This is a genomic window from Spectribacter hydrogenoxidans (assembly GCF_031846275.1).
GTDB classification, from domain to species: domain Bacteria; phylum Pseudomonadota; class Gammaproteobacteria; order Nevskiales; family Salinisphaeraceae; genus Spectribacter; species Spectribacter hydrogenoxidans.
The window spans coordinates 114641-133957 of sequence record NZ_JAVRIB010000001.1; the positions used below are offsets into that span (position 1 = coordinate 114641).

The following is a 19317-nucleotide window of genomic DNA, read 5'->3' on the forward strand; positions in this document are numbered from 1 at the left end:
GTAACGCCGGTCAGCGCAGCACGCGGTCGAGGAAATCGATCCCGGCGTCCACCGCGCCGCGGTCGGCCAGGAACAGCGCCACGTGACCGAGCCCGCGGACCAGGTACAGCTCGGCCGGCACGCCGGCGGCATCCAGCTCGGCTTTCATGTCCTCGGCATGATCCGGCGGCACCAGCATGTCCAGCCCGCCGTGATACAGGAATACCGGCGGCGCCTGCTCGTGAATGTGGGTGACGGGCGATGCCCGGGCGTAGATGTCGGGCCCGTCTTCCCGCGAGGTGCCGAGGAACTGCGGCACCAGCGTGCCGCCCTCGAACTTGCGCAGATCGGTGGGCGTGCCGCCGGCCACCACCGCCTGCAGGCGCGTATCCGGCCCGCCGTGGGGCTGATCCAGCTCGTCGCCCGCCTCGATCATGCCCAGCAGCGCCACCAGATGGGCCCCGGCGGAATAGCCCATGCCGCCGATGCGGGCCGGGTCCAGCGACAGCCGGTCAGCGTTGTCGCGCAGCCAGCGCAGCGCCATCTGCAGATCGTGAATCTGGCCGGGGAAGACGGTATCCGGGGCGAACCGATAACCCACGTTGAACACCACGAATCCGCGACGGGCCAGGCGTTCGGCGATATCAACCATATCGTCCGGCTCGCCCCGGGCCCAGCCGCCGCCGTGCACCAGCAGCACCCCGGGGAAGGGGCCGGCGCCGGCGGGGCGGTAGAGATCGCCGTGCAGACGCTCGGGCCAGTCGTCGCCGACGTAGGCAACGTTTTCCTGAAGCCGGAAATCCCGGGTCTGCGGCGCCGGCTGGGCCTCGCCCGCCACCCGGCCGCTGTGACTGACACAGCCCCCCAGGAGCAGGGCGGCGAGCAGTGCCGCTGCTGCCGGCCGGACCCGGATCACGGCTGCGATCCGGCGGGCGCGGTCACGCCGCGCGCTTCCAGGCGGTCGGCAAGCGCTTGCACCCGCTCGCGATTCACCTGGAAATCGTAGTAGCCGACGCGGGCGCTGGAACGCACCTGGATGCGCCCGGCGTCGGGTTCCAGCAGCAGTTCCAGATCATCGGTGTAGAACCGCCAGGGGCTGATCACTTCGGCATGCAGATAGCGGGCGGCGGCGGTGACGACGGTGGTGCGCGGCATGCCGGCCACCGCCTCGCGCACCGCCGGCCAGGCCTGATCCGCCGGCTGCTGCAGCCGCAGGGCGGGCACGCGCTTGTCGGGATCGTTGGCCTGGCTGCTCACGCAGCGCGGGGCGGCGGGGCAGTCGGTGAGCCCGCCGTCGACCAGGCCGGTGCTGCGTTCGGTCATGCTGGCGCAGCCGGCCGCGAGGGTGGCCAGAGGCAGGAAGATCAGGAATCGGAACATGGGAAATGCCTCGAGTTGTGGTCAGTCGGCGGCGGCGTCGCGCCAGGCAGCCGGCACCGTCGCCAGCGTCGGATAATCGAGTTGTCGCCGCAGCTTGTCGGGCAGCAGAAACGGCGTGTGCCGCTGGTCCGCGGGCAGCCCTCGCAGCTCGGGCAGCCAGTGATCGACGAATGCCGCGTCAGGATCATAGCGCCGGGCCTGCCAGAGGACATCGAACCCGCGGTCGCGGCGGTCGGTGCCCACCCCCGCCACGCTGGCCCAGTTGCCCCAGTTGCTGGCGACGTCGTAATCCACCAGACGGCTCTCGAACCAGGCCGCGCCGCGGCGCCAGTCCTGTCCCAGATCGCGGGCGAAGAAACTGGCGGCGTTCTGGCGCCCCCGGTTGGACATGTAGCCGGTGGCGGCCAGCTCGCGCATGTTGGCATCGACGAACGGCATGCCGGTGCGACCCTCGCACCAGGCCGCAAAGCGATCGTCATCCCGGGCGCGCGAGCGGTCCTGCCGCTCGAGGATGCCGGCCCGCCGGAACAGGGCTGCGCCGTGCGCCCGCAGAATCCAGCGGAAGAACTCCCGCCAGAGCAGTTCGAAACCCAGCCAGTAGGTGGATTCGTTGGCCACTACCTCGTGCTCGAAGCGGTGGATCTCCGCCATCAGTCGTCGCGGGGAGATACAGCCCAGCGCCAGCCAGGGGGAAAACCTGGAGGAAAAATCCGGCCCCAGCAGTCCGTTGCGAGTCCGTTTGTAGTCGGCCAGCGCGTGGGTATCCCACAGATAATGGTGCATCCGAGCCAGACCCTGCGTTTCGCCACCAGCGTAGGGACAGTCGGTGTCCGGCCAGACCTCGGCATCGGGCAACGCATCGGGCCAGTCCGCCAGGGCCGCAGGTGGCGGCGGCAGTTCGACGGGGGCCGGGATCGGGTCACCCGGCTGGCAGTGGCCTTCCACCTTGCGGCGGAACCAGCTGAAACTGCCCGGGACGTCGGCCGGCTCGAAGGGCAGATCGGCTGTCGCGAACAACCCGTTGGCCTCGTGGCAGTCGAGCATGCCGGGCGGCAGGGCGCGCGCTACCGCCGCCACCTGATTGCACTCTTCCGGGGCGATTTCGACAAAGGCGGTAATCCGCTCGACATCCAGGGCCGCCGCCAACCCTGGCAGCAGGCGTTCAGGCTCTCCCTGCAGCACCAGAAGCCGGCCGCCGCGATCTGCCATGCGAGCCCGCAGATCGTTCAAAGACTGGCGCAGGAACACCCGTCGGTGCGGGCCCAGGCGCGGCTCGCCATCGGCATCCCGCCCGTAGTGGCGTGCATCAATACAGTAGACCGCCAGGAACCGCCCGGTCCCGGTGGCAGCAGCAGTCAGCGCCGGATTGTCATCCAGCCGAAGATCGTTCTTGGCCCAGTACAGGGCAATAGTCATGCCCCGGCCCGGGCCTGGCGCTTGCAGCGCTGGCTGCAGTAGCGCACCGCATCCCAGTGCCGGGCCCACTTGCGGCGCCAGGCAAACGGACGGCCGCAGCCGACGCAGGCCTTTGTCGGCAGATCGCCCTTGCGGCGCATGCGCGGCATCAGCCGCCCACCCAGTGCAGAACGAGGCCCGTGACGGCCGACGCGATGGCCACCACGCCGATCGCCAGTCCGAGCATCACCGCACGACGCCGCCAGCGGGCACGGCGGCCGGCACGGTGCAGCGCCGCCACCTCGGCTTCGGGCAGCAGGTCCACGTCCCAGTGGGTGGTCTGGCGGTTCTTGGCTTCGTTGAGCCAGACGCGTGCCTTGCGGCGAGGGTTCTCGGGCTGATCGGAATCGGGCATATGATTGTGTACGTGGGGGCGCAATCGCGGATGCGCGGGGAGAATGTCACGGGCGTGTCATCCCGTGGGTCATACTCGGGAGTTGCCATTGTTTCATCCGGAGACCCGACATGAACATCGACATGTACAGCGCCTCGATCCCGGTATTCGATCGCTTTCTGACCAACCTTTCCGGGTTGCTCGGCAAGGCCGAGGCCCACGCCGAATCACAGGATATCGCCGCCACCAAGTACGTGGTCAGCCGCCTGTACGCGGACATGGCGCCGCTATCATCCAACGTCCAGTTCGCCTGCGACACCGCCCGCCGCTGCGCGGCGCGCCTGGCGGGCGAGGAACCCGGCAGCGAAGCCGACGACGAAGCCACCCTGGACGAGCTGCGGGTCCGCATCCGCCGCACCCGCGATTACCTGGCGGGCGTGGATGCGGATCGCATTCGCGGTACCGAGGACAGGACCGTGCTGCTGGAAACCCCGATGGTCACCATGGAGTTCACCGGCCACGATTATCTGCTGAACTTCGCCCTGCCCAACTTCTTCTTCCACGTCAGCATCAGCCACGGGATCCTGCGCCAGCAGGGCGTGCCCATCGGCAAACTGAACTACATGGGTGCCGCCTGACATCCGATCGCGGCCGCGAGGACGTATCTAACGGGGTACGAACCAAAGGAGTTCAGGTGTTTGCAACGGGCCGGCGGCGCCTGCCGCTGCGGCCGAATCGACTGATCATGCCGGTGTTCTTCGCCGCCAGCCTGCTGCTGTGGGTGCTTGCCCCGGCGCCGGTGCTGGGGGCGCTCACGCCGGTGGTCGGAACGCTGGCGGTGGCCTGCGCCGGACTGAATCTGGCCCGGGTCACCTGGATCGTCTACGGCTTTTCACGCCGCCATCGCGCCGCCCTGCAGCGAGTGGCCAGCGACGACTGGCGCCATCTCAACCGCTCCATGGGGTTGATGGTGCTGGTGCTGCTGGCCACCACGGCAATGGCCGCCGGGTTCTACGTGATGGCCACCACACTGCTGGAACAGCCGGCCAACATGGCCAGTCAGTCACGGGTGCTGTGGTTGCTCACGGCCGGCGGCCTGGCCCTGGCAGTCGCCTTCGGCGAGCTGGTGACCCACCTGGTGGCGGTGGTCGACCACACGCTGCGGACGCTGGCAGCCCCAGCACACTAACGGCCTCGTCACTGACCGCGCGGCAGTGCCTCGCGCGCCTCGGCCTCCCGCTGCTTCGCTCGCGCCAGGGTGTTTTCCTGCTCGGCGATGCGCCGGTCCATGCGTTCGAGACGCTCGCGCAACTCACCCAGGTCCCGCTGCTGCATGCGTCGGTCGTCGGCCTCGGCCTGCCGCTCGGAAATCGGGCTCTGCCAGCGGTCCTGGAAAATCACCTTGCCGTCGGTGTTCTTCAGCGCGTTGACGAACACGAAGGCGTGACGATCGTCGCCGGCGCGGAACTCGCTGCCGGTGAACGCCAGCCCGACCCCCGGCCGGCCGTTGAGACCGATACGGATCTCGTCATGCTCGCCCGGCTCCAGCCCGCCGCCGCCGAAATCCGCGTACATGCTGCGATCCTCGTAGTAGCGCTGCTGCTGCGGGTGCCAGACCACCACATGCACGTCCGCCGAGGACAGGGGCTGACTCCCGTAATTGACCACATCGGCGATCACGGTGTCCTCCGGCGTGCCGATGACCCCAGACCGGGTCACCAACCGGGTGTTGTCGAAGGACGCCAGACTGTTCTCGGCCGCGAACGATCCGCGGCGAATGCGCTGTTCCCAGTCGCCCGCGGCGTCGGCCACCTGCGCGGCCGCAGCCTGATCGGATGCCAGCGTCTGCTCGGCGTCACGAGTTTCCCGGGCCAGTCGTTCGCGGTCCCCCTTCATGATGGTCAGGCGGTCGGCAGCCAGCTTGCGCGCCTTTTCGGCTTCGTCCAGCGCCCGGTTCGCCGCCCGCCGGCGGGCGTCGGCAGCATCCATGGCAGCGACGCTGCCGAAGCCGCGGCGTCGGGCTTCGGCGCGGCGCTGCGCAGCCTCCTCGGCCCGGGCCTGCACCAGTCGTGCGCCCACTGCCTCGCCGGCCGCTTCCGCCGTGGCGTCGTCAGCCAGCCGCCAGTCCAGCAGGAATGGACGGTCCTCCCGGGTCAGGCGGTATTCCAGCGGTCCGCGGATTTCCATCGGGGCCGGTTCCGCGTCGGTGGCCCCTGCCCGCTGCGCCAGGTAGTCCGCGGCGCGGACCAGGCCGGCCGTGTCCAGGCCCGAGGTCCGTTCGAACGCCTCGCGCGCCGCCGCCCGGGCGAACGGGTAGCCGGTCTGCAGCACCTGCAACACATCCCGTACCTCGCCGCGCACGATGAGCGTGGCTCGGCACACACGCACGCCATCCCGAACCCCCTGATCGGCCGGCTCGAGGATTTCCACCGTCGCCCAGGCCGACTCGGCGCCGGCGAAGTGGGTGTCCCGATGCATCTGGTCGAGCACCATCGGGTCGGCGCAGGGGCCGGGATCGGATCCGCTACAGCCGCCCGCCACCAGCAGGACCGGCGCCAGCGCCAGCCACCAGCAGCGCCGGGGTTCAGTAATGCGGGGGCGGACCATCATCCGGGGTCGGGTCGTGGCCGTCCTGCAGCGCGCGCAGCCGCTCGGTGAGCTGCCGGCAGAAGGTTTCCAGTTCGCCCACGCGGGTCTGCTGGGCATGCAGCGTCTCTTCCAGCGTGCGCAGCAGATCCTCCTGCCAGGCCAGCCGGATCTCGAGATCAGTGAGTCGCGCATCACTCATGGCGGCATTCTGCCCGCTTCGGGGACGATTGACATGCGTTCAGGCACGGTTCAGCCACAAGCACGCATCCTCTGTCGTGTCGGTCGGGTTCTTCCCTGCCCGGTCCGACCCGAAACGGTTCCTGTCCGTTTCATTGTCTCCTCCTCGCTCGGCCGGCCCGTTTCGGGTCGGCCTTTTTTATGACGGCCGCGTTTCGCCTATGATCACCGGATGCTCCCGAACCAACCAGGGGTTTCCCGTCGCATGCCAATGTCGATGATCCGCCGCGCCGCGCTAGCCGTGTGCCTGGCGGCGCTGAGTCTGAATGCCGCCGCCCAGAGCGAATCCTACGAGTCCGGCGCCGACGCATTCGCGGCCGGTGACTATGACACGGCGCTGGAACAATGGCGTCCGCTGGCCGAGGAAGGCAACGCCGCCGCCCAGTATAATGTCGGCCTGATGTACGCCAACGGGTTCGGGGTAACGCGCAACGCGGGCACCGCCCGTGACTGGTATCGCAAGTCCGCAGAACAGGGCTATGCCCGCGCCCAGCACAATCTCGGCGTGCTGCTGCAGAACGGCGAACTCGGCGAACCCGATTACACCGCCGCCGCCCGCTGGTATCGCGAAGCCGCCGAGCAGGGCGAGGCGGCCTCTCAGAACAACCTCGCCATGCTGTATGTGCAGGGTCTAGGTGTGGACGAGGACCGGGCCCGCGCCGCCCGGCTGGCCGCCGAGGCCGCCCGCCAGGACAATGAGTCGGCCCGGCGCAATCTCCCGCGTCTGCTGGAAGGCCTGCCGGCCGCCACCATCAGCGGCAGCAACGTGAACGTACGTACCGGCCCCGGCACCAGCCACGACAAGCTGCTGCAAAGCGACGAGGGCACATCGGTGCGCATTCTCGCCACCGAAGGCGAGTGGAAGGAGATCATCTTCCCGGACGGCTACGCGATCGGCTGGATTGCGGAGTTCCTGCTCGATACCGAGGGGAAAGACTAGCCCCGCCGACCCGTGCCTAATTACTGAACCACGCCACCTGATAGGGCGCCAGCGCCACCTCGCGGATGGTGGCCGGCATCGACCGGCCCGCCACCAGATCCCACCAGCGATTGGCCTCGGGCAGAACCGAGGTGCTCACGCGCACCTCGCGGTCGGTGAGGTTGTGCACCGCCAGCAGCGTCTGGCGACCATCCAGACTCTGGCGTTCCACCACGAAAAGATGATCCCCCAGATCCACGATGCGCTGCCCAGCATCCGGATGAAATGCCGGCTGCGCCGCCCGCGTGTCCAGCAGATGGCGCATGCCGCGGAAGATGCGCGCCGGCTCGCCGTCACCGTCCAGCTTCGCGGCCAGTTCGGCATGGTCCCAGCGGCGGCGGTTGATTGAGCGATAGCGGCCGCTGGCTTCCACCCCGCGCCGGTCGTTGGGCGTGCCGACCAGGCTGTGAAAATACACCCCCGGTACGCCGCGCAGTGACAGCGCGACGGCCTGCGAACACAGGAAACGTGCGGCCGCATGGCCGTCGTCCCCGGCCAGCGCGCTGACATAGGCGATATTCAGTTCGTAGGGATGGTGGACGCCGTCGTTGCCGGCCCGGGTGGACACGAAACCGCCACGCTCGCGCACCGTCGCCACCAGCGCGTCCCGCTGTTCGTCATCCAGGATGTTTTCCACCGCGCGCACGCCGATGCCGTCGTGCGAGGCGGTGAAGTTGAAGAAGTGGCAGCCCGGCGGCAGCGCCGGCAGCGACGCCGCCCACTCGCGCAGGGCCGCCCCGTCGCCGGTCAGCAGCGTGTGCAGGAGCAGCGGCGGCAGGGCGAACTGATAGGCCAGATGCGCCTCATCACCGTCGGTGAGATAGCTGATGTTCTCCCGGTGCGGCACGTTGGTTTCGGTAACCAGCAGCACCTGCGGGGCATAGCCGGCCAGCAGGGCCCGCAGGAACTTGATCACCCGGTGGGTTTCCGGCAGATGGATGCAGGGCGTGCCGATCCGCTTCCAGAGAAAGGCCACGGCATCCAGCCGCAGCAGCCGGGCGCCCGCCGCCACATAGCCGAAGATGATGTCCACGAACTCGGCCAGCACCGCGGGATTGGCGAAATCCAGATCGATCTGGTCCTCGCTGAAGGTGGCCCACAGGTGGCGGGTGCCGCGGGCGGTGGGCACCTCGGCCAGCAGGGGGGTGCTGCGCGGGCGAACCACCGCGCGCAGATCGGTGGCCGGGTCCACCTCGATGAAGTAGTCCCGCCCCGGGTCGGCGTCGGCCAGGTAGTTGGCGAACCACTGGCTGCCGCGGGAGATGTGATTGAGCACCAGATCGAACATCAGCTCGCGTTCGGCGGCCAGCGCGCGCACGTCCGACCAGTCGCCCAGATTGCGGTCGACGGCGCGGTAATCGATCACCGCGAAGCCGTCGTCCGACGAATAGGGATAGAACGGCAGAACATGCACCGCCGGCAGCACGTCGGGCACCCGCTCGCGCAGGAAGCGGCGGAGGGTGGCCAGCGGCGCCTCGCCCGGGGCCTGCACCATGTCGCCGTAGGTGATCAGCACCGCCAGGCCCTGGTCGACCAGCCGACCGGGGCCCGCGTCGCCCGCCGGCAGGCCGTGCTTCTGGGCACTGGCGCTGGCCCGGTCCATAATCAGGGCCGCGCCGCGCCCGCCGTAAAGCGGCGTCAGCCAGTCGAGCAGCGTGGCCGTGTCGGGTCGCGAAGCTATTTCGGTCGTTGGAGGCACGCTTGGATTATCGCCGTCTCGAGTCCGTCCTGCATCTCATGAAGGCATGATCCGGGCCATTCGCAACGGCCTGCTGGTCGGCCTCATCGGGCTGGTGCTTGTCGCATTGGCCGCCCCGATCGTCGTGGGTTTCTATCTCGAACGCGAGCACCAGCGCCTGATCGGCAACATCAGCCTGCCCGGCATGTGGCGGCTGGCGCCGGCCGGCTTCGATCGCGGGCTGTTCCGGTCGGACCTGCGCCTGCGGCTGGTGGCCGCGGACTGCGTGGCGCCCGGGTGTGACGGGCCGGTACTGGATCTGACCATTCATCACGGCCCGGTTCCGTTCACCGCCCCGGCGGCCAGCGGCGCGCGCCTGCAACCCGCCGCCGGCGTCATCACGGGACAGTTACCGGTGACGGTCCTGCTCGACGCCCGCCGCCTGCAACCCACGCCGCCGCCGCTGACGCTGTACGCGCGAGCCGGCCTCGACGGCGACACCGACCTGCGCGCCGCGCTGCCGGCGCTGAGCCTGCGCGTGCCCGACGGGGATGGCGCGGCCCGGCTGGAAACCGATGCGTTCGAGGCCACCGGCGCAATCACCGGCCCCGACCGGGCCCTGACCCTGCGCGCCACGCTGCCGCGATTCTCGCTGGTGGCCGAACGCGGTGGGCAGATCGGCTTTCGCGATCTGGTTGCCGAGATCAGCGCCGGGCGCGATCCCGATGGCAGACCGGCGGGCTACCGGCTGCAGCTCGAGGATCTGCAACTGGCCACCCCCGGCGGCGACGGCGCCGCCCTGGAGGGGCTGCGCCTGGCCGCCCATGCCCAGGCCGGCGGCGAGAACTTCGATCTGCGCATTTCGCGCATCGCGGCCCGGGGCGAGGACTACGGCCCGGTGCTGGCCGAGGGCCGACTGACCACCACGGACGGCCCGACCCGCCTGCCGGAACTGGCGGCCCGGGTGACGCTGGCACCGGCGCCGTGGGCGCGGCTGGTCCGGGCCGGCCCGACGCTGACGCTGGATCGCCTGCTGCTGGGCGCCCCCGACGGCGACATCCGCCTGGAAGGCGAAATCGGCGCCCGGCCGGATGCCGAGCCCGCGCAGGCCCTGCAGGGCGACATGCGCCTGCAGCTGCCGGTCGCCACCATGCGCAACATTACCGCCGCGGTGATGCGCCACCGGCATCCGGATCAGCCGCCGCCGACCCCCGAGCGGGTGGAAGGCGCCATCAATGAATGGCTCGCCCGCGGCTTCATTGCCTACACCGAGCCGGACCACGCCTACGTGATCCACGCCGCCCTGGACGGCGACGACATCCGCGTGAATCAACGCACCCTGGAGAACTGGCAGGTGCTCATCGACGAACTGGACATGCCGGAACCCGCGCCGGCACGTTAGAATTCCGGATTACGCATCACCGCCGGCTGCACGGCCGGGACGGCATTCCGCATGAGCAATACCAACGAATTCGACGTCATTATCGTCGGCGGGGGACACGCCGGCACCGAAGCCGCGCTGGCCGCGGCGCGCCAGAGCGTGCGCACCCTGCTGCTGACCGACAACATCGAAACCGTGGGGCAGATGTCCTGCAATCCGGCCATCGGCGGCATCGGCAAGGGGCATCTGGTCAAGGAAATCGACGCGCTGGGCGGCATCATGGCCCGGGCCGCGGACCGGGCCGGGATCCAGTTCCGCACCCTTAACGCCCGCAAGGGCCCGGCGGTGCGCGCCACCCGCGCCCAGGCCGACCGCATGCTCTACAAGTACGCGGTGCGCGAGGCGGTCGAGCATCAGCCGAATCTGGCCCTGTTCCAGCAGTCGGTGGACGACCTGATCGTGACCGACGGCCGGGTGGCCGGCGTGGTCACCCGCATGGGGCTGCGCTTCGCCGCGCGGGCGGTGGTGCTCACGGTGGGCACCTTCCTGGGCGGGCGCATCCATGTGGGCACCAGCCAGTTCGGCGGCGGGCGCGCCGGCGACGCGCCCTCGAATGCCCTGGCCGAGCGGTTGCGCGATCTGCCCTTCGACGTGGGTCGGCTCAAGACCGGGACGCCCCCGCGCATCGACGGCCGCAGCGTGGATTTCAGCCGCCTGGCCGAACAGCCCGGCGACGAGCCCGCCCCGGTGTTCTCGTATCTGGGCTCGCGGTCGGAGCATCCCCGGCAGGTGCCCTGCCACATTGCTCACACCAACCCGGCCACCCACGATCTGATCCGCGAGCGGCTGCACGAGTCGGCCATCTATTCGGGCGAGATCGATAGCGTGGGCCCGCGTTATTGCCCCTCGATCGAGGACAAGATCGTGCGCTTCGCCGACAAGGCCAGCCACCAGATCTTCGTCGAGCCGGAGGGCCTGAACACCACCGAGCTCTACCCCAACGGCATTTCCACCAGCCTCGGCTTCGACACCCAGCTGGCGCTGGTGCGCTCGATCGACGGTTTCGAAAACGCCCATATCACCCGGCCCGGCTACGCCATCGAGTACGACTACTTCGACCCCCGCGGCCTGCAGGCCAGCCTGGAGACCCGACATCTGCCCGGGCTCTACTTCGCCGGCCAGATCAACGGCACCACCGGCTACGAGGAGGCCGCCGCCCAGGGCCTGCTGGCGGGAGTCAATGCCGCGCTGGCGGTGCGCGGCCGCGAGCCCTGGTGGCCGCGCCGGGATCAGGCCTATCTGGGCGTGCTGGTGGATGACCTGATCACCCGCGGCACGCTCGAGCCCTATCGCATGTTCACCTCCCGCGCCGAACACCGCCTGCTGTTGCGCGAGGACAACGCCGACCTGCGCCTGACCCCGACCGGCCGCGATCTGGGGCTGGTGGATGACCACCGCTGGCAGGCGTTCGAGACCAAGCGCGAGGCCGTGGCCCGCGAGCAGCGGCGCCTGGCAGACCTGGTGGTGCGGCCGGACGACGTGACCGACGACGCGCTGACCGAACGCCTGGGCGGCCGGCTCAAGGAGGCCTGCAAGGCCGTCGAGCTGCTGCGCCGGCCGAACCTCGGCTATGCCGACCTCCGCGGCCTGCCGGCGGTGGCCGAACAGGCCGTCGACCCGGTAGTGGCCGAACAGGTGGAAATCCAGGCCAAGTATGCCGGCTACATCGAACGCCAGAACGCGGAGATCGACCGCAACCGGCGTCACGAGGACACGCGCCTGCCGGACGGGCTGGATTACGCCGCGGTGGCCGGGCTGTCCAGCGAAATCCGCGAGAAGCTGGCGCGGCAACGCCCGGCCACGCTGGGCCAGGCGGCACGCATCCCCGGGGTGACGCCGGCGGCGGTATCACTGCTGCTGGTGCATCTCAGGAAGGGCGAGCGCGTATATCGGGAAAGCGCCTGAGAGGCGACGCGGGGCCGTTCGCCCGCTTTCGCTTTTGCTGTAATCTCGGAAGCGTTTTCCAGAAAGGGACCCTCTGACTAATCCCGCGCGGCCCGCACCGGCGTCTTTGCGCGCGGCTAGCAAGAAACGAGGAGAGAAGTTTGCTCATTGCAAATGAACGACGAGTGACGCCGTCTAGACGCGCGCAAGGGCCCGGCCCCGAAGGGGTTTGGCCCAAGCCGTCCAATTGCGGCGTTGCTCTCCTTGACCGTGAGCGCCGCCACGGCCCTGCGTCGAGCGCCTTGCACTTGAACGGCTTGGGACTCAAACGCGGGTCGCGGGGGATTAATCAGAGGGTCCCAAGGAGAGTGACTGTGCGAGTCCTTCTGACGGCACTGGGTGTGGGGCTTTTGCTTGCCGGTTGCGGCCAGGGCGGCAGCGGCGAGTCGGATTCCTTCCCGGTCAAGATCAAGCCCGAAATCCTGGACGACGGTACCGGTGTCCTGCGCAAGGGCAACGGCGCCGAACCCGGGACGCTGGATCCGCACAAGGCCCAGGGCGTGCCCGCGGCCAACATCCTGCGCGACATCTACGAGGGGCTGATCTCGGAGGAACCCGACGGCACCATCGAGCCGGGCGGCGCCGAAAGCTGGGAGATCAGCGAGGACCGCAAGACCTACACCTTCAAGCTGCGCGAGGACGCGGTGTGGTCGAACGGCGAGCCGGTCCGGGCGGAGGACTACGCCTACGGTCTGCGGCGCACCGTCGACCCGGCCACCGGGTCGGTCTACGCCAGCATCCTGGCGCCGATCGAGAACGCCGAAGCGATCATCGCCGGTGACAAGGCCCCGGACACCCTGGGCGTGACCGCGGTCGACGAGTTCACGCTGGAAATCCGCCTCAAGGCGCCGACCCCCTACTTCCTGGGTCTGCTGACCCACAGCACCACCTACCCGCTCTACCGGCCGGCGGTGGAGGAACACGGCGACCAGTTTACCCAGCCGGGCAATGCGGTCACCAACGGCGCCTATCTGCTCAAGGAATGGGTGGTCGCGTCCGAGATCGTGCTGGAGGCCAATCCCGACTACTGGGATGCCGACAACGTCGGCGTCGGCCGGGTGGAGTACTACCCGATCGAGAACACCTCGTCCGAGCTCAAGCGCTACCAGGCCGGCGAGCTGGACTGGACCGGCTCGGTGCCGATCCCGCAACTGGAGACGGTGCGCACGCACGTCCCGGATCAGCTCAAGACCAAGCCCAGCCTGTCCAATTACTACTACGGCCTGAACGTCACCCGCGAACCGTTCCGGGATTCCCCCGAACTGCGCCAGGCCCTGTCGATGGCGATCGACCGCGAGGTGATCGTGGAGAAGATCACCCGCGGCAACGAGATTCCCGCCTACCAGTGGGTGCCGCCGGTGGTGAGCGACTACCAGGGCGCCAGGCTGGCCTACGCCGACATGCCGCAGGAACAGCGCAATGCCCGCGCCCGCGAGCTGTACGCCGAAGCCGGCTATGGCGAGGACAATCCGCTGACGGTGGAGATTCGCTACAACACCCTCGAGGCGCACAAGAAGATCGCCTCGGTGATCGCCAGCATGTGGCAGAACGTGCTGGGGGTGGACGTGGAGCTGGTCAACGAGGAATGGAAGGTGTTTCTCCAGAACGTGTCCGAGCGCCGGGTGACGGAAGTCTTCCGCGCCGGCTGGGTAGGAGACTATGACGACCCCTACACCTTCCTGGAGCTGCTGCACTCGGATTTCGGCATCAACGGGGCCGGCTACAGCAACCCCGAATACGACGCCCTGCTGAACAAGGCCTCGCGCATGCCCGGGGGCGAGCAGCGCCAGTCGGTGCTGCGGGAAGCCGAGGCGATGCTGCTGGCCGACCATCCGGTGATCCCGGTGTTCTTCGGCACCAGCAAGACGCTGATCAAACCGTATGTAAAGGGCTATGTGGGCAATCCCATGAGCCACTACTACAGCAAGGATTTCCGCATCGAGCCCGCCGACGACAGCCCGGCCCAATGAGCCGGGTTCGCCGCCCCCGCCCAAACTAGGAGCCGATGCCGTGCTGGCCTACGCCGTTCGCCGCATTGCGGGGGTGGTACCCACCCTGCTGATACTGCTGACCCTGGCGTTCGTGCTGATCCGCTCGGCGCCCGGCGGGCCGTTCGACGCCGAAAAGCAGCTGCCGCCGCAGATCGAGGCCAACCTGCAGGCCAAGTATCATCTGGACGAGCCGCTCTACCAGCAATACGCACGCTATGTGTGGGACGTGCTGCATTTCGATTTCGGTCCCTCGTTCCAGTACAAGGACCTGACCGTCACCCAGCTGATCACGGACGCCTTCCCGGTATCGCTGAAGCTGGGCGCGGCGTCACTGCTGTTCGCTCTTCTGTTCGGGGTGCCCCTGGGCGTGCTGGCGGCCCTGCGGCAGAACAGCCCCACGGACTACGGGCTGATGACGCTGGCGATGGTGGGTATCTCGATTCCCAATTTCGTGCTGGCGCCGCTGCTGATCCTGCTGCTGGCGGTATACAACGACTGGCTGCCGGCCGGGGGCCTGGGCGGGCCCAGCCACTTCGTGATTCCGGTGCTGGCGCTGGGCACCGCGATGATGGCCTATGTCGCACGGCTGACGCGCGGCTCGATGATCGAGGTGCTGCGCTCCGATTTCATCCGCACCGCCCGGGCCAAGGGCCTGACCGCCCGTCGCGTGCTGTTCGTGCACGCTCTGCCGGCCGGGCTGACGCCGGTGGTGTCGTTCATGGGGCCGGCCACCGCCGGCATCATCACCGGCTCGGTGGTGATCGAGACCATCTTCGGCATTCCCGGCCTGGGCCGCTTCATCGTGCAGGGGGCGACCAACCGCGACTACACCCTGGTGCTGGGCGTGGTGCTGTTCTACGGGATGCTGATCATCCTGTTCAATCTGCTGGTCGACCTGGTCTACGCCTGGCTCGACCCGCGCGTGAGCTACTGAGGGCCGCCTGGTGATATTCCGCCGCAAACGTGACGCGGACAGGCTGGCCGCAACCGCAGAGGTGGCCAGCCGCAGCCTGTGGTCCAACGCCATGCGACGGCTGATCCGCAATCGCGCGGCGCTGGCCGCCAGTGCGGTGCTGGGGCTGATGGTGGTGCTGGTGCTGATCGGCCCGGCGCTGTCCCCCTACGATCAGGCGACCCAGGACTACGGCATGATCTGGACCGGGCCGGATGCCGGCAGTGGCCACCTGTTCGGGACCGACAGTCTGGGCCGAGACCTGTTCGTGCGCACCATGCAGGGTGGGCGCATCTCGCTGACCATCGGCGTGGTCACCACCCTGGTCAGCCTGATCATCGGCGTGACCTACGGCTCGGTGGCCGCCTACTTCGGCGGCCGGGTGGATTCGCTGATGATGCGGGCGGTGGACATTCTCTACGCCATGCCCTTCCTGTTCTTCGTGATCCTGCTGATGGTGGCCTTCGGGCGCAACATCTACCTGATCTTCATCGCCATCGGCGCGGTCAGCTGGCTGGACATGGCCCGTATCGTGCGCGGCCAGACGCTGTCGGTGAAACAGAAGGAATTCGTCGAGGCCGCGCGCATGGCCGGTGCCTCCTCGTTCAACGTCATCCGGCGGCACATCGTGCCAAATCTGCTGGGTGTGGTGGCGGTGTACATCACCCTGACCATCCCGCAGGTGATCCTGTTCGAATCCTTCCTGAGCTTTCTCGGCCTGGGCGTTCAGGAGCCGGCCACCTCCTGGGGCACGCTGGTCAAGGACGGGGCCGACGAGATGGGCCGTGCGCCGTGGCTGCTGATCTTCCCGGCGGCGTTCCTGGCCACCACGCTGTTCTGCTTCAACTTCATCGGCGACGGCCTGCGCGACGCGCTGGACCCGAAGGACCGCTGACCGCCGGTGCTGAGCAACGGCCAACCGCAAAGACCGCAAAGGGTGGACATGCAGGAATACGAATAAACGCCGTTGCGCTCCTTGCGCCTCTGGGAAAAGAACACTAACCGCAAAAAACGCAAAGGGGCGCAAAGTGTGATGATCGGTGAATAGGGAACGACCTTCTTTGCGAATTTTGCATCCTTTGCGGTTCACGGAAACACACGCTAACCGCAAAGGACGCAAAGGGGCGAAAAGTGTGATGATCGATGAATGGGAAACCACCTTCTTTGCGACTTTTGCGTGCTTTGCGGTTCACGGAAACACGCACTAACCGCGAAAGACGCGAAGAATGGCCATGCAGAAATACGAAAGAATTCCTTTGCGGTTAACACGAAACGTCTGACATAAGAGCCCCATGCTGCTGAAAGTCGCCAATCTGCAGGTCAGCTTCGACACGCCCGACGGCCCGGTCGACGCCGTGCGCGGGCTCGATTTCGAGCTGGCCGAGGGCCAGACCCTGGGTATCGTGGGGGAATCCGGCTCGGGCAAGAGCCAGTCGGTGCGGGCGCTGCTGGGCCTGCTGGACAGCAATGGCCGAGTCAGTGGGTCGGCGCGTTACCGCGACACCGAACTGATCGGGCTGTCCGAGCGCGAACTTAGACGCATCCGCGGGTCGCGCATCGCGATGATTTTCCAGGACCCGATGACCTCGCTGAACCCGCATCTGCGGGTGTCCACCCAGATGACCGAGGTGCTGGCGCAGCACCAGGGCCTGCGGCGGCGCGCGGCCATGAGCCGGGCGATCGAGATGCTCGAGGCCGTGCGTATCCCGGATGCCGCCCGGCGTATCCGCTACTACCCGCACCAGTTCTCCGGAGGCATGCGCCAGCGGGTGATGATCGCCATGAGCCTGCTCTGCCAGCCGGATATCCTGATCGCCGATGAACCCACCACCGCCCTGGACGTGACCGTGCAGGCGGAAATCCTCGACCTGATCCGCGACCTACGCACCCGCTTTTCCACCTCGGTGATCCTGATCACCCATGATCTGGGCGTGGTAGCCGGCACCTGCGATCACGTGGTGGTGATGCGCGACGGCGAGGTGGTGGAGCGGGCGGCGGTCGGGGCGCTGTTCGACCAGCCGCAGCACGACTACACGCGGCGGCTGCTCGCCGCGGTGCCGAAGCTGGACGCCGGTAGCACGAACTAGGATCGGGCCCTGAATGGACTTCGCCTGGCAGGCCCAGCTGCGGTTCCTGATTCCGGCGCTGGCCGCCACCCTTGCGGCGGCCGCGGCCGTGGTGCATATCCTGCTGCACAAGCGGGACTCCCGCGGGGCATTCGGCTGGATCGCCGTATGCCTGCTGTTCCCGCTGTTCGGGCCGGTTCTCTATGCCGTTTTCGGCATCAACCGGGTGCAGATCCGTGCCCAGCGGCTGGACCAGCGGGCCACCCATGCCCTCGGCCAGCGAGCCCCGGGGGTGGACAGCGGCCACACCCGCCGCGCGCCGGCAGTGCCCGAGGCCCTAACCGGACTGGCGGCGGCGGCTGACCAGCTGGCGGCGGTGCCGCTGGTGGCCGGCAACGAACTGCAGGTGCTTCACCACGGCGACCAGGCCTACCCGGCCATGCTGGAGGCCATCGACCAAGCCCGGGCCTACGTCTATCTGGCCACCTATATCTTCGAGACCGACGCCACCGGGCGACAGTTCGTCGCCGCACTGGCCCGGGCGGCCGCACGCGGGGTGGACGTGCGAGTGATGCTGGACGGGTTCGGCGAGTACTACGCCTGGCCGCGCCGCCGGGCCGGCGGCCTGCTGCGGCGCCAGGGCGTGAGCGTGGCCCGCTTCCTGGCACCGAGCCTGCTGCCGCCGTCGCTGCGTATCAATCTGCGCAATCACCGCAAGATTCTGGTGGTGGACGGCGTCCGGGGTTTCACCGGCGGCATGAACATCGGCGACCGCCATGTCGGCTCGGCGCGCCGACCGCGGCGGGTGGACGATATGCATTTCGCCCTGGCCGGGCCGGTGGTGCACCAGATGGAAACCGTGTTCCTGGCCGACTGGGCATTCGTGACCGGCGAGCGCACGGCGGCCGGCGACTCGGCGGCGGCACAGGGTTCGGCCACCTGCCGGGTGATCGACGACGGCCCCACCGAGGACCCCGACCGGGTGGCCCTGTTGCTGAGCGCGGCGGTGGCCGCTGCCCGCGAGCGGGTGCTGATCATGACCCCCTACTTCCTCCCCTCGGCGGGCCTGATCTCGGCGCTGCAGGCAGCCGCACTGCGGGGGCTCGACGTGTCCATCGTGCTGCCGGCAGCCAACAACCTGCCCTACGTACACTGGGCCTCGCGCCACGGCTTGCGGGAGCTGCTGGTGCGCGGGGTGAAGATCTACTACCAACCGGCGCCGTTCGTTCACAGCAAACTGTTCGTGGTGGATGACAGTTACGCGCTGATCGGCTCGGCCAACCTCGACCCGCGCAGCCTGCGGCTGAATTTCGAGATGCAGGTGGAGGTATACGACCGCGGTTTCGTGGCCGAACTGGCCGATCACCTGGCGGCGCGCATCGAGGCCTCGCGCCGCTACACTGCCGCAGATTTCGACCAGCGCTCGCTGCCGGTGCGGCTGCGCGACGCGGTGGCCTGGCTGTTCACGCCGTATCTGTGACCGCTTCCGGGCGCGCCAGCCCCGCCGCCACGTCAGGCGGCAGCGCCACGCGCATGGCGACCGGCCGATGATCCGACAGCCGCACGTCCACCGCCTCGGCATGCGTCACTGTCATCCCCGGACTGGTCAGGATGTGGTCGATACCCCGACGCGGCCGCCAGCTGGGGAACGTGACAAGCCGCTCGCCATGCACGCGCAGGGCGCCATCGGCCAGTGCCGGCGCACGCCGCAGATGGCCGGCACTGCAGTTGGTGTCGGCCATGACCACGACATGTTCGAACGGGGCGACCAGCCGCCGCAGGGCCACCAGTTGCTGGGCCCGGCTGCCGCGGGTCAGGGCCAGATGCGTCACCACGACCGCCAGCGGGGATGCCGGATCGCCGAACTGCGCCAGCAGCGCGCCACGACCGGGCAGCGTGCCCGGCAGCGCATGTTCGCTGACCGCGAACGGCCGCACCCGGGCGAGCAGGCCCAGCCCGTGCTGGGCGACGTGGCCCAGGTTCCGGTTCACCAGCGAATGCCAGTAACTGAAACCGCCCCGGCGGGCGAGCAACTCCATCTGGTTTTCATAGCCGCTGCGACGACTGCCGGCGTCGATTTCCTGCAGCCCCACGATGTCGTAACCGGCCACCAGGTCCCCGATGCGGGCCAGGTTTTCCTGCACTTCGAGGCTGGGCAGCAGGTGGCGCCAGCCCCGGGTGAGATACTCACGATAGCGTTTGGTGCCGATCCCGACCTGCATGTTGAAACTGAGCAGATCGAGTTCGGCCGCGTGACGGCTGGCCCCGGGCGGGCGGCTCATGGCGGGTCAC

At 68.5% G+C, this 19317-nt stretch carries 19 protein-coding genes; 10 read left to right on the forward strand and 9 right to left on the reverse strand.

What is annotated here, in order from left to right:
• Positions 1–10: 10 nt before the first annotated feature.
• From RM532_RS00605 to RM532_RS00625, 5 genes are read right to left on the reverse strand one after another with little or no spacing between them, the layout of a single operon-like run.
• Positions 11–895: an alpha/beta hydrolase fold domain-containing protein gene (locus RM532_RS00605; protein ID WP_311651152.1), complete on the reverse strand. Its 885-nt coding sequence runs from the start codon at positions 893–895 to the stop codon at positions 11–13.
• Positions 892–1359 carry a DUF1499 domain-containing protein gene (locus RM532_RS00610; protein WP_311651153.1) on the reverse strand — a complete coding sequence of 156 codons (468 nt, stop codon included), beginning with the start codon at positions 1357–1359 and terminating at the stop codon, positions 892–894. The genes RM532_RS00605 and RM532_RS00610 overlap by 4 nt, the downstream gene beginning before the upstream one ends.
• A gap of 21 nt (positions 1360–1380) precedes the next feature.
• Positions 1381–2775, reverse strand: a complete 1395-nt coding sequence (locus RM532_RS00615; RefSeq protein ID WP_311651154.1) for a DASH family cryptochrome — start codon at positions 2773–2775, stop codon at positions 1381–1383.
• Positions 2772–2924, reverse strand: a complete 153-nt coding sequence (locus tag RM532_RS00620; protein ID WP_349255232.1) for a DUF2256 domain-containing protein — start codon at positions 2922–2924, stop codon at positions 2772–2774. Before RM532_RS00620 ends, RM532_RS00615 begins: the two co-directional genes overlap by 4 nt.
• Positions 2924–3169 carry a hypothetical protein gene (locus RM532_RS00625; protein ID WP_311651157.1) on the reverse strand — a complete coding sequence of 82 codons (246 nt, stop codon included), beginning with the start codon at positions 3167–3169 and terminating at the stop codon, positions 2924–2926. The genes RM532_RS00620 and RM532_RS00625 overlap by 1 nt, the downstream gene beginning before the upstream one ends.
• Before the next feature lie 110 nt (positions 3170–3279).
• Between RM532_RS00625 and RM532_RS00630 the strand changes: the two genes are divergently transcribed.
• On the forward strand, positions 3280–3786 hold the full coding sequence (locus RM532_RS00630; protein WP_311651158.1) for a DUF1993 domain-containing protein: 507 nt from the start codon (positions 3280–3282) through the stop codon (positions 3784–3786).
• A 56-nt stretch (positions 3787–3842) separates the two neighbouring features.
• Positions 3843–4337 carry a hypothetical protein gene (locus tag RM532_RS00635; RefSeq protein WP_311651159.1) on the forward strand — a complete coding sequence of 165 codons (495 nt, stop codon included), beginning with the start codon at positions 3843–3845 and terminating at the stop codon, positions 4335–4337.
• 8 nt (positions 4338–4345) lie between these two features.
• Here RM532_RS00635 and RM532_RS00640 read toward each other — a convergent pair whose 3' ends face one another.
• Together RM532_RS00640 and RM532_RS00645 are read right to left on the reverse strand one after the other, a co-directional pair.
• Complete coding sequence (locus tag RM532_RS00640; RefSeq protein ID WP_311651161.1) at positions 4346–5758, reverse strand: hypothetical protein; 1413 nt, start codon at positions 5756–5758, stop codon at positions 4346–4348.
• A complete protein-coding gene (locus tag RM532_RS00645; RefSeq protein WP_311651162.1) occupies positions 5733–5936 on the reverse strand; it encodes a SlyX family protein in 204 nt (67 codons plus the stop codon). The genes RM532_RS00640 and RM532_RS00645 overlap by 26 nt, the downstream gene beginning before the upstream one ends.
• Positions 5937–6179: 243 nt before the next feature.
• Here RM532_RS00645 and RM532_RS00650 point away from each other — a divergent pair, with 243 nt between their 5' ends.
• Entirely contained in the window at positions 6180–6914 is a 735-nt protein-coding gene (locus tag RM532_RS00650) for an SH3 domain-containing protein (protein WP_311651163.1), read from the forward strand.
• A 16-nt stretch (positions 6915–6930) separates the two neighbouring features.
• Here the strand turns inward: RM532_RS00650 and RM532_RS00655 are convergent, their stop codons facing one another.
• On the reverse strand, positions 6931–8652 hold the full coding sequence (locus RM532_RS00655; RefSeq protein WP_311651164.1) for a sugar phosphorylase: 1722 nt from the start codon (positions 8650–8652) through the stop codon (positions 6931–6933).
• 46 nt (positions 8653–8698) lie between these two features.
• On the opposite strand from RM532_RS00655, the gene RM532_RS00660 reads away from it, so the two are divergent.
• The 7 genes from RM532_RS00660 (at position 8699) to cls (ending at position 18505) form a co-directional block, all read left to right on the forward strand.
• Positions 8699–10033, forward strand: coding sequence for a DUF945 family protein (locus tag RM532_RS00660; protein ID WP_311651166.1), 1335 nt, complete (start codon positions 8699–8701; stop codon positions 10031–10033).
• Between the two features lie 51 nt (positions 10034–10084).
• On the forward strand, positions 10085–11977 hold the full coding sequence (mnmG, locus tag RM532_RS00665; RefSeq protein ID WP_311651167.1) for a tRNA uridine-5-carboxymethylaminomethyl(34) synthesis enzyme MnmG: 1893 nt from the start codon (positions 10085–10087) through the stop codon (positions 11975–11977).
• A 353-nt stretch (positions 11978–12330) separates the two neighbouring features.
• Entirely contained in the window at positions 12331–13986 is a 1656-nt protein-coding gene (locus RM532_RS00670; protein ID WP_311651168.1) for a peptide ABC transporter substrate-binding protein, read from the forward strand.
• 40 nt (positions 13987–14026) lie between these two features.
• On the forward strand, positions 14027–14941 hold the full coding sequence (gene oppB, locus RM532_RS00675) for an oligopeptide ABC transporter permease OppB (RefSeq protein ID WP_311651169.1): 915 nt from the start codon (positions 14027–14029) through the stop codon (positions 14939–14941).
• A 7-nt stretch (positions 14942–14948) separates the two neighbouring features.
• Positions 14949–15854: an ABC transporter permease subunit gene (locus RM532_RS00680; RefSeq protein WP_423246874.1), complete on the forward strand. Its 906-nt coding sequence runs from the start codon at positions 14949–14951 to the stop codon at positions 15852–15854.
• Positions 15855–16251: 397 nt separating this feature from the next.
• Positions 16252–17046 (forward strand): ABC transporter ATP-binding protein, encoded by a 795-nt coding sequence (locus tag RM532_RS00685; RefSeq protein WP_311651171.1) that lies wholly within the window; start codon positions 16252–16254, stop codon positions 17044–17046.
• 13 nt (positions 17047–17059) lie between these two features.
• Positions 17060–18505 carry a cardiolipin synthase gene (cls, locus tag RM532_RS00690; protein ID WP_311651172.1) on the forward strand — a complete coding sequence of 482 codons (1446 nt, stop codon included), beginning with the start codon at positions 17060–17062 and terminating at the stop codon, positions 18503–18505.
• Here cls and RM532_RS00695 read toward each other — a convergent pair.
• Positions 18489–19307: an endonuclease/exonuclease/phosphatase family protein gene (locus RM532_RS00695; protein WP_311651174.1), complete on the reverse strand. Its 819-nt coding sequence runs from the start codon at positions 19305–19307 to the stop codon at positions 18489–18491. The genes cls and RM532_RS00695 overlap by 17 nt on opposite strands.
• Positions 19308–19317 lie beyond the last annotated feature (10 nt).

Bases quoted from the DNA above. Each gene is read 5' to 3' on its own strand.
- RM532_RS00625 (WP_311651157.1), bottom strand. From the start codon at position 3,169: ATGCCCGATTCCGATCAGCCCGAGAACCCTCGCCGCAAGGCACGCGTC.
- RM532_RS00630 (WP_311651158.1), top strand. From the start codon at position 3,280: ATGAACATCGACATGTACAGCGCCTCGATCCCGGTATTCGATCGCTTT.
- RM532_RS00640 (WP_311651161.1), bottom strand. From the start codon at position 5,758: ATGATGGTCCGCCCCCGCATTACTGAACCCCGGCGCTGCTGGTGGCTG.
- RM532_RS00650 (WP_311651163.1), top strand. From the start codon at position 6,180: ATGCCAATGTCGATGATCCGCCGCGCCGCGCTAGCCGTGTGCCTGGCG.
- RM532_RS00645 (WP_311651162.1), bottom strand. From the start codon at position 5,936: ATGAGTGATGCGCGACTCACTGATCTCGAGATCCGGCTGGCCTGGCAG.
- mnmG (WP_311651167.1), top strand. From the start codon at position 10,085: ATGAGCAATACCAACGAATTCGACGTCATTATCGTCGGCGGGGGACAC.
- RM532_RS00685 (WP_311651171.1), top strand. From the start codon at position 16,252: ATGCTGCTGAAAGTCGCCAATCTGCAGGTCAGCTTCGACACGCCCGAC.
- RM532_RS00660 (WP_311651166.1), top strand. From the start codon at position 8,699: ATGATCCGGGCCATTCGCAACGGCCTGCTGGTCGGCCTCATCGGGCTG.
- cls (WP_311651172.1), top strand. From the start codon at position 17,060: ATGGACTTCGCCTGGCAGGCCCAGCTGCGGTTCCTGATTCCGGCGCTG.
- RM532_RS00610 (WP_311651153.1), bottom strand. From the start codon at position 1,359: ATGTTCCGATTCCTGATCTTCCTGCCTCTGGCCACCCTCGCGGCCGGC.
- RM532_RS00695 (WP_311651174.1), bottom strand. From the start codon at position 19,307: ATGAGCCGCCCGCCCGGGGCCAGCCGTCACGCGGCCGAACTCGATCTG.
- RM532_RS00620 (WP_349255232.1), bottom strand. From the start codon at position 2,924: ATGCCGCGCATGCGCCGCAAGGGCGATCTGCCGACAAAGGCCTGCGTC.
- RM532_RS00615 (WP_311651154.1), bottom strand. From the start codon at position 2,775: ATGACTATTGCCCTGTACTGGGCCAAGAACGATCTTCGGCTGGATGAC.